Raw genomic sequence first — 12,739 nt, forward strand, 5'->3', positions numbered from 1 at the left:
AAGAAATCCGGCTTCGGTCGGCAGAAAGCGGTCCGCAAGGCTTCACCGAGTCGCCTTGCGGGCCGCTTTCGTCATTAGGGAACCGGTCCGCTCAGGCGCCCAGTTCGACGAGCGCGCGGGCGAAGCAATCGAGTTGATCGCGGCCCCAGCGCCAGTCTCCCAGCCCGCTGGCGGCATTGATATGGCCCAGCGGGCCTGCCTCGACGAACGTGCAGCCCCATTGCGCGGCGCGCAGACGGGCGTGATCGACGGGACCATAGGGATCGTCGCTGCTGGCAACGACCACCCCCGGAAACCGCAGCCGCGATGTCGGTAGATCGGCGAAACTCGCCGCCTCCGCCGGGAACGCCGGCCCCGCAGGATCGGGCAGTGCCACCAGGAAAGCACCGCGCACCGGCAGGTCCGATCGCGCGCTCCAATGGGCGACGAGCAGGCAGGCCAGACTGTGCGCGACCAGAACCGGCGGCTCGCCGCTCGCTTGCGTGGCTTGCGTCACGGCGCGATCGAGCGCGGCGATCCAGTCGTCCAGCGCGGGTTCGTCCCAGCTTTCCGGGGCGAACCGCTGCATCTGCGGATCGGCCTGTTCCCATAGCGTCTGCCAATGGGCCGGACCGGAACCGCCGATCCCGGGCAGGACGACGTAGCGGCTCACGCCTCCTCAGGCCCCTTGAAGCCCTTGGCAATCACATACCACTCGGACGAATCCTTGCGGCTGGCCGGCGGCTTGGCGTGCTTGACGCTGGTAAAGCGGCGCTTGAGCACGCCCAGCAGTTCGGTATCGGTACCGCCCGCGAAGACCTTGGCTACGAACGTGCCGCCCGGTGCCAGCGTCTGGATCGCAAAGTCCGCCGCCGTTTCCACCAGACCCATCGTGCGCAAGTGGTCGGTCTGCTTGTGGCCCACCGTATTGGCGGCCATGTCCGACAGCACCAGATCCGGCGCGCCGTCCAGCGCGCCTTCCAGCGCGGCAGGCGCCTCGTCGGCCATGAAGTCCATCTGGAAGATGGTCACGCCCTCGATCGGATCGGTGGGCAGCAGGTCTATGCCCACGATCTTGGCCTGCGGCCGTTTCAGGCGTAGCACCTGGCTCCAGCCACCCGGCGCAATGCCCAGATCGACGGCGCGTTCCACGCCCTTGAACAGGTCGAACTTCTCATCCAGCTCGATCAGCTTGTAGGCCGCGCGGCTGCGATAGCCGTCCGCCTTGGCCTTCTTCACGTAAGGGTCGTTGAGCTGACGGGTCAGCCAGCGCGCCGAACTGGTCGTGCGCTTCTTGGCGGTGCGAAGCCGCTCGTTGGGATCGCGTCCGGATCGGCTCACGGCCGGGCCTCCAATGCTTGTGCGCCCGCCGCGGCGAGCATGGACTTGTTCGATGTGTGCGAGGCGATGAGACTGCGCAGGATGCCTTCGCGAATGCCGCGATCGGCCACGCCCAGCCGCGCGGAGGGCCAAAGGTCGAGAATCGCCTCCAGAATCGCGCAACCGGCGACGACCAGATCCGCGCGCTCGCGGCCGATGCAGTTCAGCTCGCGTCGCTCCTCGATCGACATCGAGGAGAGCCGCGCACTGATGCCGCGCATCGATTCGGCCGGGACGATCAGCCCGTCTACCATGCGGCGGTCATACTGCGGCAGTTCCAGATGCAGGCTAGCCAAAGTGGTCACGGTGCCGCTGGTGCCCAACAGGCGCAGCGGACCGGTCTGCGCCGCGCTCTCGCGCGCCGGGGCGACGCGATCCGCGAAGCCGGCGAAGCTATCCGCCACGAGGCCGTGCATGTGCTTGTAGCGCGTCAGCCGTTCTTCCAGCGTCGAACCTTCGGGCGGGCAGCTTTCGGTGAGCGAGACGACGCCCCAAGGCACCGATTGCCAATCGAGAATGCGCGGCACGGTGCCGGTGCTCTCGATCAGCACAAGCTCGGTGGAGCCACCGCCGATGTCGAAGATCATCGCCGGGCCCAGCCCCGATTCGAGCAGGACATGACAGCCGAGCACGGCCAGCCGCGCCTCTTCGCGCGCGCTGATGATATCCAGCGCGATGCCGGTTTCCTGACGCACACGTTCGATGAATTCCGGCCCGTTGACCGCACGGCGACAGGCCTCCGTCGCCACCGATCGGGCGAGGTAGACGTTCCGCCGCATCAGCTTGTCCGCACACACGCGCAGGGCGCCCAGGGTGCGCTCCATCGCCGCGTCGGACAGGCGGCCGGACTGCGCCAGCCCCTCACCCAGACGGACGACACGGCTGAAGGCGTCGATCACCGTGAAGTTCTCGCCAGAGGGACGCGCGATCAGCAGGCGGCAATTGTTCGTGCCCAGATCGATCGCCGCATAGGACTGGCGCGGGTGCTGGCGGGGCAGCATCGCGTCTCTTGCGGTAACGAGACCGGGGCCACTGCGCAGTTCAACCGTGCGCGCTTCTGCGCTGCGCACTTCGGCAACTGTCGGTTCGGCGCGACCCGCCTCTGCGGGACGCGATTGCGCCGCCACTTTCTTGCCGGGCTTGCGTGACTTGCCGGATTTCCGGGCCGTGCGCGACTTCGCACGGCGCGGTGGTGCCGGCGCTCCGTTCACTGATTCTTCGCGCGGCGCTCCGCCTGCCGCGACGGCGCCGGCATCCTTTGCCTGCACCTTCGCCTTGGCCGTGCCGGGACCGGACGGGCGCGATTTGCCCCTCCTCGCCTTGCGCCGCCTGCTGGGGCGGCCTGACACGTCGACTCTTGCTGCCGGCGGATCGTGCTCCGCCATGATTACTAATCTCTTCAAAAAATCTGCCGCCATGCGGGCGGGTACATGCGGCGATGCTAACGCCCCGACGAGAAAGGAGCAAGGGCCGGCAAAAAAGGGTGTTGACCCGAATCACGACCGCTACTAGAGGGGCGCCTCCCGATGCCCCGTCGTCTAATGGTAAGACTACGGATTCTGATTCCGTCTATCGAGGTTCGAATCCTCGCGGGGCATCCAATTTTCCCTAAATCGCTGAAATCGCGGGATAGTTCCCGAATCTCGCGAAGCCTTCCACGGCACGCGCAGTCGTTGTCGCCCGCGCGGCGCGTGGTGCTGGCCAGATGGGGCACGGACCCGACGAATCACAAATAGCTTCACGCCGAGGCGGAGCGTTCCGCCCCTCGTCCCGGCGTTAGTCGCGCCCCATTTGCGGCAGACCGATTCGCTGCCGAGGCCTTCCCGTCACGACCCGTCGGTAATCAGCGTTCCGCCATCGACGACCAGATTGTGCCCGGTAACGAAAGCGCCGGCGTCCGATGCCAGAAATACGGCGGCGCCTGCCACCTCCTGCGGCGTGCCGGGGCGACGCAGCGGCGTCATCGCCATGCGGCGGGCCATGAAGGCCTCGTCCGCCAGCAGCGGCGCCGACAGTTCGGTTGCGATGAAGCCGGGCGAGATCGCGTTGATCCGCACCCCGTGCGGCCCCCACTCCACCGCCAGATTGCGCGCGAGTTGCGCGACACCCGCCTTGGCGAGCGCATAGGCATTGATTCGCCCGTTGCCCCTCAGGCCCGAGAGGCTGGACACCAGCACCGCTGCCCCGCCCCCGCGCGCCGCGATTTTCGGCAGGGCCAGATTGCAGAGCGCGACCTGGCTGGTGAGGTTGATCGCCATGACACGGGCATAGTCGGTCATGTCGAGATCGGCGAAAGGCCCTGCCCTGCCGGTAATCCCGGCATTGCAGACCAGCACGTCCAGCCCACCGAATTCGGCCACCGCGCGATCCACCAAGGCGGCCAACGCCGCATCGTCGGTCACGTCGCAGGGCTGCCCCGGCATCCCGAGTTCGGCAGCGACGCGCGCGGTGTCCTCCGCATCCTCGCTGGAGATCACCACGCGCGCGCCTTGGGCGATCAGCCCCTCGGCAATCGCACGTCCGATCCCGCGCGTGGAGCCGGTGACGATGGCGCTTTTGCCGGAGAGGTCGAACATCAGGCCTTTCCTGCCGCCTCGTTGTAGACGGGATCGACCTGCTCGGGCTTGGCCTCGTCCAACGGCACGCCGTTGTGAAGGTAAGCGGGTGCCTCGATCAGGATGAAGGCGATCCGGCAGACCGCATCGCTGGTGTTGCGCCAGAGGTGGTTGGTGCCGCGCTGGACGATGATACCGCCCTCGCGCACGGTGGTCTTGCGACCGTCCTCCAGTTCCAGTTCGATCTCGCCCTTCATCACCACGCCGTAGTCGATCGAGTTGGTGCGATGCATCGGGCTCTGCTTGCCCGGCAGCATGTCCACCACGCGGATCACCGATCCGCCTTCGAGCGTGGTGCCGGTGGGGCGTTCGCGCCCTTCGGTCTCGTCGTTGTTGTCGGCGGGGACGGTGGCGGTGGTCCAGATCGTCAGGAACGAGGCATCGCCCGAGGGGATCATTGTCGTGGGCGTCACGTCTTCGGAGCGGAACACCGCGCGGCCGTCCGCATCATGCCCGGTGACGACGCGCTGGATCGGCGGCAGGCCGGAATCGGAAAGAACTTCATTCATGCCTTAACGACCTTCTGTTCGATGACACCGAACGGCGCGCGGCCATCGGCAAGAGTTCCCTGCATCCGCACCGTGTCGCCAAAGCGCATGAATCCGGTGCGGGGCCCTCCGAAATCGACCAGTTCGATCCCGCGCCGCTCGGCGATGCAGGAGGAGCCGATCTCGCGGTAATTTGCGTTGGAGACGGTGCCCGAACCGATCACCGTGCCCGCCACCAGATCGCGCGTGGCGCAGGCGTGGGCGACCAGTTCGTGGAAGCCATGGCCCATCGGCTCGCCATTAGCGGCACCGAAGCGCTTTCCGTTCCAGTCCACCAGCAGGTCCATGCAGACGCGGCCACCCCGCCACTGGTCGCCCAGTTCCTCCGGCGTGACAGCGAAGGGCGCCATCGAACACGGCGGCTTGGCCTGAACCCAGCCGAAGCCGGTCTTCATCTCCGGCCCGGCCAGCTTGCGTAGCGACCAGTCGTTGATCTGCACGATCAGCCGGATGTACTTCATGCAGTCCTCGGCCGAAGTCCCCATCGGCACGGCATCGACGATCACGCCGAACTCGCCTTCGAAATCGATGCCGTTCTCTTCGGTGAGGAAGCGCACATCCTCGGCGGGGCCATAGAACTTGTCGGAAGTGCCCTGATACATCAGCGGCTTGCCAGTCTTCACCGGCACTACGCCGAGCGCCTTGTCCATCAGTTCGCCGTGGCAGGCAAAAGCCGAGCCATCGAGCCACTGCCAAGCACGCGGCAGCGGCGCACGCAGCAGCGCGGCATCCAGCGCTTCGGGAAATTCCGAAATCTCGGCCAGCACCGGCGCGACGAAGGCCCAGCTTTCCATCGCCTGTTGCAGCGTATCCACCGGCGCGGGCGCGTAACGATCGCCTTCGGGCGAAACGACGACGAGGCGCCCGTCGGGGGTGCCGTCATCGAGAGTGGCAAGGCGCATTGTTCGTTGTTCTCCCAGAATGCTGGCGGATGCTTTGTCCTTGAGAACCGGGCTAGCGAAGCCCTCCTGCGGCAACAACGGCATAGGATCGATAGCAAGCCATCGATAACATGCGATGGTCCCCGCTCGCTCCCCGGCGCTAGGTCCGATGAAAATCACGTCACACCGGATCGGGAGAATATCATGGCCACCTGGCTGAAGCGCGGCGCCACTGCCGAGGCGAAGGCAGACGCGGACCGCAAGGTTCGCGACATCGTCGAGGCGGCGCTTGCCGATATCGAGAAGCGCGGCGACGAAGCGGTGCGCGAGATGTCCATCAAGTTCGACGGCTGGGACCGTGACGACTATCGCCTGTCGCAGGCCGAAATCGACGCCTGCGTCGACAGCCTGACCCCGCAGGAACGCAAGGACATCGAATTCGCACAGGCGCAAGTGAAGAACTTCGCCCAGATCCAGCGCGATTCGATGAAAGATGTCGAGGTCGAGACGCTGCCCGGCGTCGTGCTCGGCCACAAGAACATTCCGCTGGGTTCGGCCGGTTGCTACGTGCCCGGCGGCAAGTATCCGCTGCTCGCTTCCGCGCACATGTCGGTGATCACCGCCAAGGTCGCGGGGGTGAAGCGCGTCGTGACTTGCGCGCCGCCGTTTCAGGGCCAGCCCGCGCGCGCCATCGTCGCCGCGCAGGCCATGGCCGGAGCCGATGCGATCTATGCGCTGGGCGGCATTCAGGCCGTCGGCGCCATGGCGATCGGCACGCAGAGCATCGATCCGGTCGATATCCTTGTCGGCCCCGGCAATGCATTCGTCGCCGAAGCCAAACGCCAGCTTTTCGGCCGTGTCGGCATCGACCTCTTCGCCGGGCCGACCGAAACGCTGATCATTGCCGACGAAATCGGCTGCGACCCCGAAATCGCCGCCACCGACATCCTCGGGCAAGTCGAGCACGGCCCAGACAGCCCTGGCGTGCTGCTGACCGATTCCGAGAAGTTCGCCCTCGCCACGATGGCCGAGATCGAACGCCTGCTGCAGATCCTCCCCACCGCCGACCATGCCCGCAAGGCCTGGGAAAACTTCGGCGAAGTGATCGTGGCCGACAGCTACGAGGAGATGGTCAAGGTCGCCAACGAGATCGCCAGCGAGCATGTGCAGGTGATGACCGCCGATCCGGACTATTTCCTCACCCACATGACCAACTACGGCGCGCTGTTCCTTGGGAGCCGCACCAATGTCAGCTTCGGCGACAAGGTGATCGGCACCAACCACACGCTGCCCACCAAGAAGTCGGCGCGCTATACGGGCGGCCTGTGGGTCGGCAAGTTCCTGAAGACCTGCACCTACCAGCGCGTCACCACCGATGAGGCGTCCGCACTGATCGGCGAATATTGCTCGCGCCTCTGCGCGCTGGAGGGCTTCGCGGGGCACGGCGAGCAGGCCAATATCCGCGTGCGTCGCTTTGGCGGGCGCAACGTGCCCTATGCCGGTCAGGCCGAACCGACGCCCGAAACGGCGGCCTGAGCATGGCGATCCCACAGACGCCGAGCCTGCGCCTTGACGGGCGGAGGGCTCTGGTGACCGGAGCGGGCCGGGGCATAGGCCTTGGCGCCGCCGCCGCGCTGGCGGCAGCGGGCGCAGAGGTCACGCTCGTCGCCCGCACCTCGGCAGAGATCGACGCGGCTGCCGCTGAAATCGGGAATGGTGCCCGCGCCGCTACGCTCGACGTTTCGGATCTCGGCGCCGTTGCCGCATTCTTCGCGGACCGCGCCCCATTCCACGTGCTCGTCAACAATGCCGGCACCAACCGCCCCAAGCCGATGTGGGAGGTGAGCGAGGACGATTACGACGCCGTGCTCGACCTCAATCTAAAGTCCGCTTTCTTCGTGGCGCAGGCCTGCGTGAAGCGGATGATCGATACCGGCACGCAAGGCAGCCTGATCCACATGGGTAGCCAGATGGGGCACGTGGGTGGGCCAAACCGCTCGCTCTACTGCGCCAGCAAGTGGGCGCTGGAAGGCATGAACAAGGCCATGGCGCTGGACCTTGCCCCCCACGGCATCCGCTCCAACACGATCGCGCCCACTTTCATCGAAACCCCGCTGACCAAGCCGTTCTTCGAGGACGAAGCCTTCAAGGCCAGCGTGCTTTCCAAGATCAAGCTCGGCCGCATCGGTCAGGTGGAGGATCTGATGGGCGCGGTGCTGTTCCTCGCCTCCGAGGCTTCCGCGCTGATGACCGGCACCAGCCTTGTCGTCGATGGCGGCTGGACTGCCGAATAGCTCTCTTACATCGCAGGATAGAACATGTTCGAACCGTTCCCCGGAAACTACGTCTGGAACCTCGCCACCAATCTCGCGCTCGCCTGCGGCGGCAATTATGGCGAGATCGACGAGGCCAACCGCCCGATCATGGAAGCGAGCAAGGCCGGCGCCGACGCCGGCTCCGCGCAGATGTTCGATAGCTGGATCGCCGTCGCCGATCAGGTCACGGCCAATGCGGAAGGCGACGAAGCCGCCGGCTACCTGCTCTCCGCCGGCACCAAATACTTGCGCGCCTCCGGCTACTACCTCGCTGCCGAGCGGATGCAGAGCCGTGACTATGCCCCGCGCTGGGCGGCCTACGACAAGGGTCTGGAACTGTTCCACAAGGGCGCCAGTCTGCGCGGGCTGCATGTCGACAAAGTGGAGATTCCTTACGAGAACGGCGCCTATACCGCCATTTTCGTCCACGACGGTTCGGGCACGCCGCGCCCCACGCTGGTCTCGGTCAACGGGCTCGATTCGATGAAGGAGCAGGTCTGCATGGCGGGCCATGGTCAGTCGAATCTGGAGCGCGGGATGAACACCCTGTTCGTCGACCAGCCCGGCACCGGCGAGGCGATCCGCAAGCGCGGCCTTCCCGCCGTGTTCGACGCCGAACGCTGGGGCACCCCGGCGCTGGACTACCTGCTGACGCGCAGCGATGTGATCCATGACCGGATCGGCATTTTCGGCCTCTCCTTCGGCGGCTATCACGCGCCGCGCATCGCCGCCAACGAGCCGCGCTATGCACTCTGCGCGGTGATGGGCGCCAACCACGTCTGGGGCCGCCGCCAGCGCGAACGCCTGGCCAACGAGGGCGAGAACCCGGTGCCGCACTATTGGGACCACGTCATGTGGGTCTTCGGCATCGAAGACCGCGACGCGTTCCTGACTTATGCCGACCAGATCACGCTCGACGGGCAGGTGGAAAAGATCCAGGTGCCCTTCCTCATCACCCACGGCGAAAACGACCGCCAGATCCCCGCCTTCAATGCGCAGCTCAGCTACGATCAGGCGGTGAACAGCCCCAAGCGTACGCTCCGCATCTTCACCAAGAAGGATTTCGAGGTGGAACACTGCGGCGCCGACAACGGCACCGGAATGCGCGACTATATCGCCGACTGGTGCGCGGAGACATTTGCAGAGATGGGCTGATCCATCACCTGAACAACAATGATGGCCGGGGAGAGGCCGCGAATGGAACGATATCTGCGCAATTGCTGGTACATGGCCGGCTGGTCCGACGAAGTGGGCGCGGCGGGCCTGTCCCGCCGCATCCTCGATCGGCCGGTCTATCTTTACCGGCTGGAGGACGGCTCGCTTGCTGCCCTGCTCGATCGCTGCCCGCACCGCTTCGCGCCGCTGTCCAAGGGCTCACGCGATGGCGACGCGGTGGTCTGCGGCTACCACGGCCTGGCCTTCGCGCCGGACGGGCACTGCGTGCGCAATCCCTTTGCCGATCGCATCCCGGCGGGATCGACGATACCGGCCTTTGCCGTTGCCGAGCGCGATGGCATCGTCTGGCTCTGGGGCGGCGCGCAGGACCAGGCCGACCCCGCGCTGATCCCCGACTTTTCCTTCGTGCCGGATACACCGCATAGCCGCACCGTGCGCGGCTACACGCTGATGCAGGCGAATTACGAGTACGGCACCGACAACCTGCTGGACCTCTCGCACATCGAGTTCGTCCACAAGGGCACGTTTGCCGGGCAGGGCGTGATCTTCGCGGGCAAGCATGCGGTGGAGGTTGAGGATCGCACGCTGCACTCCAACTGGTGGATGCCGGATATCCCGCCGCCCATGGTCGCCCGGCCGCATTTCCCGGCCGACGCCAAAGTCGATCACTGGCTGGACATGCGCTGGAATGCGCCCGCCGCGATGCGCCTGACCGTCGGCGTCTGCCCGCATGACGCAGGGCGTGAAAGCGGCTTCGAAGTGCCGCAGGCGCATATTCTGACACCTGCCAGCGAGCATGAGACCCACTATTTCTGGTCCTCCACCCGCTACGACGATCTCGATTCCGAAGAGACGGACACCGCGCTCAGGGCCCTGTTTGGCGAAGCTTTCGACTTGGAGGACAAACCGATGATCGAAGCCGCCTATGCCAATGTGAAAGGCCACGATTTCTGGGGCGAAAAACCTCTGTCACTCGGCATCGACCAGGGCGGCACACGCGCGCGGCGTCTGCTGGAGCGGTTCATTTCCCAAGAGCGGGACATTTCACGAGAGCAGAACCATGGCTGAATTCACCTTCCACCACGGCGGCGTCTCCGTCCCCAGCCTTGACGAGGCGATCGACTGGTACGGCCGCGTGCTGGGCTTCGAGGTCGAGAAGAAGTTCTATATCGAGGCTGCCAAATCCCACACCGCCATGGTTCGCAAAGGACCGCTGCGGTTCGAGATCTTCGAGGTGGAAGGCGCCGCCGCCCTCCCCGAAGACCGCCGCTTCCCGCCGCGCGATCTCAAGACCCACGGCAACAAGCACGTCGCCTTCCGGGTGGAAGACCTCGAAGCCTTCCTGACGGAGATGGAGGAGAAGCAGGCGGACGTGGCCTTCGTCGTGCGCGAGGCGTTCGGCAAGGGCTGCTTCATCCGCGACTGCGCGGGCAATCTGATCGAATTCGTCGAGGAGCCCAACCTGTGATCCACGAAGTGGCCACGCTCACCATAGACCCGGCGCGCGCCGCCACCTTCGAGACCGCAGTCGCACAGGCCCGCCCTCATTTCGAGGCGGCCAACGGCTTCATCTCTTTCGCGCTGCATCGCTCAGTGGAGAACCCCGAACGCTATCACCTCGTCGTCGGCTGGGAGAGCGTGGAGGCCCACATGGTCGATTTCCGCGAGTCCGAGGGCTTTCAGGCCTGGCGCACGCTGGCGAGCCCGTTCTTCGTGGAAACCCCATCAGTCGAGCATTTTACGTTGATTTAATTGGCTTGCGGGGCTCGTTACCTTCCCATGCCGATCCTACATGGCATGCGGAGGTCGCCCCCATTGCCAGATCGAAATCGTTACTATGCCGGTCCCGTCACCGATCACTTTGACGGCACGCGCTTTCTCAATCCTGCGGGCGAGCCGGAAACCGACCGCTCCCTGCGCGATATCCTGAGGTGGCGGCGCACCGCCCCGTCCACGCAGTGGCCCAAAGCCGTGCCCGTTACCCCGGTCGTTCCCGAAGACCGGGTGGAGGGGCTGCGCGTCACCATGGTCGGCCATGCCACGCTGCTCATCCAGGTGGGCGGGCTGAACATTCTTACCGATCCAGTCTGGTCCACCCGGGCCAGCCCGCTGCAATTCGCCGGCCCGAAGCGCGTGACGGCGCCCGGCATCCGGATCGAGGACCTGCCGCCGATTGATGCGATCCTGCTCTCTCACAACCATTACGACCATCTCGACGTCGCGACGCTCAAGGCGCTCCATGCGCGGCACGCACCGCTGATCGTCACGCCGCTGGGTAATGACCGGATCCTCCAGCGCCATATTCCCAAGGCCCGGGTCGTGGCAGGCGATTGGGGCAACGCCTTCGAGATCGCGCCCGGAACGCGGGCGCACATCGTCCCGGCCCTGCACTGGTCTTCTCGCGGGCCGGGCGACCGCCGCATGGCGCTATGGGGTGGCTTCATGCTGCGCGCAGGCGAACGGCTGATCTACTTCGCGGGTGATACCGGATATGGCACCGGAAACATCTTCCGCCGCCTGCGCGAAGAGTTCGGGTCGCCCGATCTCGCCCTGCTGCCGATCGGTGCCTATGATCCGCGTTGGTTCATGGCCGCGCAGCATACCGATCCGGAAGAGGCGATCCAGATCATGCAGGATCTTGGCGCCCGTGCCGCCGTGGGCATGCACTGGGGCACCTTCAAGCTGACCGACGAACCAAGGGAAGACCCGGCCCTGCGCTTGCGCGCGGGACTCGCGGAACGCGGGATCGATCCGGCCGCGTTCGTCCCGCTGCTACCGGGCGAACGGGCCGATTTCGCTTAGAGTGGCCTAGACCTCTCCCCGCGCGTGGAGGCGCATGAGCGCGAAGAAATCCCCGAAGGTCAACCGCGCGTCGAGCGTGCGGAACACGCGCAGGGTCCGTCCCGCGATCTCCTCGCCATAGGTGCAATCGGGTTTGATGCGCCGGGCGTTCAGATCGACATGCGTGCTGCTCTCCTGCGAAATCGCGCTGAGCAGCACGGTCGGGCTGTCGCCCAGCGGCCAGCTTCCACCCACATCGACGAAAGCGGGCGGTGTCGTGAAGCGGTCGTAGAGCCATTCGCCGAAGGGCGAGATCGGGCGCAACTGCTCGGCCAGTTCGGCGACCGAGAACTGCATCTGGCGATAGGCATCCTGCGGTATCTGCCAGAGCGGCACTTTCGACTGCTCGATGACGATCTGCGCGGCAGGAATATCGGCGGAAAGATTGTATTCCCAGCCGCCCGCCGGATAGGCGCCGCCGCCGATCCAGATCACCGTCATGCGCCCGGCGATCTTCGGTTCCAGCCGCAGCGCCGCCGCCAGATTGGTCAGCGGACCGCCGCAGGTGAAATAGAGCGGCAGCGGATCGTCGCGCATCGCCTCGGCCACGATGGCGCGGGCTGCCTCGCTCGCTTCGGGCCGGGCCGCGCCCAGCACTTCCGATCCCGCCTTCACCGGGGGTATCGAGGCGATCCCGGCGCGGCGGATCAGTTCCTCCGCCGTCGCGCGCCCGGCTGCCGCCGTGGTTCCGGCCGGCACATTGCCCAGCAGCTTGGGATCAAGCGCGGAGGAGGTGACCAGCACGGTCCGCGTCTTCGGGGTCAGCAATTGATGGGCCAGCGCCACCAGTCCATCCGGATCGCCCGCGAAGTCATTGTCGATAATGACCCGCGCCGATGGCCGCTGCGGAATCTGCCGATAGGCCGCCGCGCGCGCCACGCCCGGAAGCATGGCACTGCCCAGAACCGCCCCGCAGGACGCCACGAAATTCCGGCGTGAATGCACCAGCCCCTCCATTCAAGAATTATTATTCTAATTTATACGACTGCGGCCGACGTGCAAGT

The 12,739-nt window shown here is 65.8% G+C and carries 14 protein-coding genes and 1 tRNA gene; 8 read left to right on the forward strand and 7 right to left on the reverse strand.

Features of this window, described 5'->3' with window-relative positions; all coding sequences use genetic code 11:
* Positions 1-91: 91 nt before the first annotated feature.
* Genes ACZ1JC_RS09995 through ACZ1JC_RS10005 form a run of 3 tightly spaced genes read right to left on the reverse strand, consistent with a single transcriptional unit; the run spans position 92 to position 2,744 of the window.
* A complete protein-coding gene (locus tag ACZ1JC_RS09995; protein ID WP_465137002.1) occupies positions 92-652 on the reverse strand; it encodes an RBBP9/YdeN family alpha/beta hydrolase in 561 nt (186 codons plus the stop codon).
* Positions 649-1,320: an RlmE family RNA methyltransferase gene (locus ACZ1JC_RS10000; protein ID WP_465137001.1), complete on the reverse strand. Its 672-nt coding sequence runs from the start codon at positions 1,318-1,320 to the stop codon at positions 649-651. Before ACZ1JC_RS10000 ends, ACZ1JC_RS09995 begins: the two co-directional genes overlap by 4 nt.
* Positions 1,317-2,744 (reverse strand): Ppx/GppA phosphatase family protein, encoded by a 1,428-nt coding sequence (locus ACZ1JC_RS10005; RefSeq protein ID WP_465137000.1) that lies wholly within the window; start codon positions 2,742-2,744, stop codon positions 1,317-1,319. The genes ACZ1JC_RS10000 and ACZ1JC_RS10005 overlap by 4 nt, the downstream gene beginning before the upstream one ends.
* 142 nt (positions 2,745-2,886) lie before the next feature.
* On the opposite strand from ACZ1JC_RS10005, the gene ACZ1JC_RS10010 reads away from it, so the two are divergent.
* Positions 2,887-2,960 (forward strand) — tRNA-Gln (locus tag ACZ1JC_RS10010).
* A 225-nt stretch (positions 2,961-3,185) separates the two neighbouring features.
* Here the strand turns inward: ACZ1JC_RS10010 and ACZ1JC_RS10015 are convergent.
* The 3 genes from ACZ1JC_RS10015 to ACZ1JC_RS10025 are packed head-to-tail and all read right to left on the reverse strand — an operon-like array spanning position 3,186 to position 5,424.
* On the reverse strand, positions 3,186-3,935 hold the full coding sequence (locus ACZ1JC_RS10015; RefSeq protein WP_465136999.1) for an SDR family NAD(P)-dependent oxidoreductase: 750 nt from the start codon (positions 3,933-3,935) through the stop codon (positions 3,186-3,188).
* Positions 3,935-4,483: a cupin domain-containing protein gene (locus ACZ1JC_RS10020; protein WP_465136998.1), complete on the reverse strand. Its 549-nt coding sequence runs from the start codon at positions 4,481-4,483 to the stop codon at positions 3,935-3,937. The genes ACZ1JC_RS10015 and ACZ1JC_RS10020 overlap by 1 nt, the downstream gene beginning before the upstream one ends.
* Positions 4,480-5,424, reverse strand: a complete 945-nt coding sequence (locus ACZ1JC_RS10025; RefSeq protein WP_465136997.1) for a fumarylacetoacetate hydrolase family protein — start codon at positions 5,422-5,424, stop codon at positions 4,480-4,482. The genes ACZ1JC_RS10020 and ACZ1JC_RS10025 overlap by 4 nt, the downstream gene beginning before the upstream one ends.
* 183 nt (positions 5,425-5,607) lie before the next feature.
* On the opposite strand from ACZ1JC_RS10025, the gene hisD reads away from it, so the two are divergent.
* From hisD to ACZ1JC_RS10060, 7 genes are all read left to right on the forward strand, one after another.
* Entirely contained in the window at positions 5,608-6,939 is a 1,332-nt protein-coding gene (hisD, locus tag ACZ1JC_RS10030) for a histidinol dehydrogenase (protein WP_465136996.1), read from the forward strand.
* Between the two features lie 2 nt (positions 6,940-6,941).
* Positions 6,942-7,697 (forward strand): SDR family NAD(P)-dependent oxidoreductase, encoded by a 756-nt coding sequence (locus ACZ1JC_RS10035; RefSeq protein WP_465136995.1) that lies wholly within the window; start codon positions 6,942-6,944, stop codon positions 7,695-7,697.
* A 24-nt stretch (positions 7,698-7,721) separates the two neighbouring features.
* Positions 7,722-8,873, forward strand: coding sequence for an alpha/beta hydrolase (locus ACZ1JC_RS10040; protein WP_465136994.1), 1,152 nt, complete (start codon positions 7,722-7,724; stop codon positions 8,871-8,873).
* Between the two features lie 42 nt (positions 8,874-8,915).
* Entirely contained in the window at positions 8,916-9,962 is a 1,047-nt protein-coding gene (locus ACZ1JC_RS10045; protein ID WP_465136993.1) for a Rieske 2Fe-2S domain-containing protein, read from the forward strand.
* Positions 9,955-10,362: a VOC family protein gene (locus tag ACZ1JC_RS10050; RefSeq protein WP_465136992.1), complete on the forward strand. Its 408-nt coding sequence runs from the start codon at positions 9,955-9,957 to the stop codon at positions 10,360-10,362. Before ACZ1JC_RS10045 ends, ACZ1JC_RS10050 begins: the two co-directional genes overlap by 8 nt.
* Positions 10,359-10,646, forward strand: a complete 288-nt coding sequence (locus tag ACZ1JC_RS10055; protein ID WP_465136991.1) for an antibiotic biosynthesis monooxygenase family protein — start codon at positions 10,359-10,361, stop codon at positions 10,644-10,646. The genes ACZ1JC_RS10050 and ACZ1JC_RS10055 overlap by 4 nt, the downstream gene beginning before the upstream one ends.
* Positions 10,647-10,709: 63 nt before the next feature.
* Entirely contained in the window at positions 10,710-11,696 is a 987-nt protein-coding gene (locus tag ACZ1JC_RS10060) for an MBL fold metallo-hydrolase (RefSeq protein WP_465136990.1), read from the forward strand.
* A 6-nt stretch (positions 11,697-11,702) separates the two neighbouring features.
* Here ACZ1JC_RS10060 and ACZ1JC_RS10065 read toward each other — a convergent pair whose 3' ends face one another.
* Entirely contained in the window at positions 11,703-12,680 is a 978-nt protein-coding gene (locus ACZ1JC_RS10065; RefSeq protein WP_465136989.1) for a nucleoside hydrolase, read from the reverse strand.
* Positions 12,681-12,739 lie beyond the last annotated feature (59 nt).

This window comes from Sphingomonas sp. BL-S-28, assembly GCF_055521515.1.

What these genes read in the sequence shown, in the direction of transcription:
- ACZ1JC_RS10035 (WP_465136995.1), top strand. Translation starts at nt 6,942, where the DNA reads ATGGCGATCCCACAGACGCCGAGCCTGCGCCTTGACGGGCGGAGGGCT.
- ACZ1JC_RS10015 (WP_465136999.1), bottom strand. Translation starts at nt 3,935, where the DNA reads ATGTTCGACCTCTCCGGCAAAAGCGCCATCGTCACCGGCTCCACGCGC.
- ACZ1JC_RS10025 (WP_465136997.1), bottom strand. Translation starts at nt 5,424, where the DNA reads ATGCGCCTTGCCACTCTCGATGACGGCACCCCCGACGGGCGCCTCGTC.
- ACZ1JC_RS10020 (WP_465136998.1), bottom strand. Translation starts at nt 4,483, where the DNA reads ATGAATGAAGTTCTTTCCGATTCCGGCCTGCCGCCGATCCAGCGCGTC.
- ACZ1JC_RS10040 (WP_465136994.1), top strand. Translation starts at nt 7,722, where the DNA reads ATGTTCGAACCGTTCCCCGGAAACTACGTCTGGAACCTCGCCACCAAT.
- ACZ1JC_RS10050 (WP_465136992.1), top strand. Translation starts at nt 9,955, where the DNA reads ATGGCTGAATTCACCTTCCACCACGGCGGCGTCTCCGTCCCCAGCCTT.
- hisD (WP_465136996.1), top strand. Translation starts at nt 5,608, where the DNA reads ATGGCCACCTGGCTGAAGCGCGGCGCCACTGCCGAGGCGAAGGCAGAC.
- ACZ1JC_RS10005 (WP_465137000.1), bottom strand. Translation starts at nt 2,744, where the DNA reads ATGGCGGAGCACGATCCGCCGGCAGCAAGAGTCGACGTGTCAGGCCGC.
- ACZ1JC_RS10045 (WP_465136993.1), top strand. Translation starts at nt 8,916, where the DNA reads ATGGAACGATATCTGCGCAATTGCTGGTACATGGCCGGCTGGTCCGAC.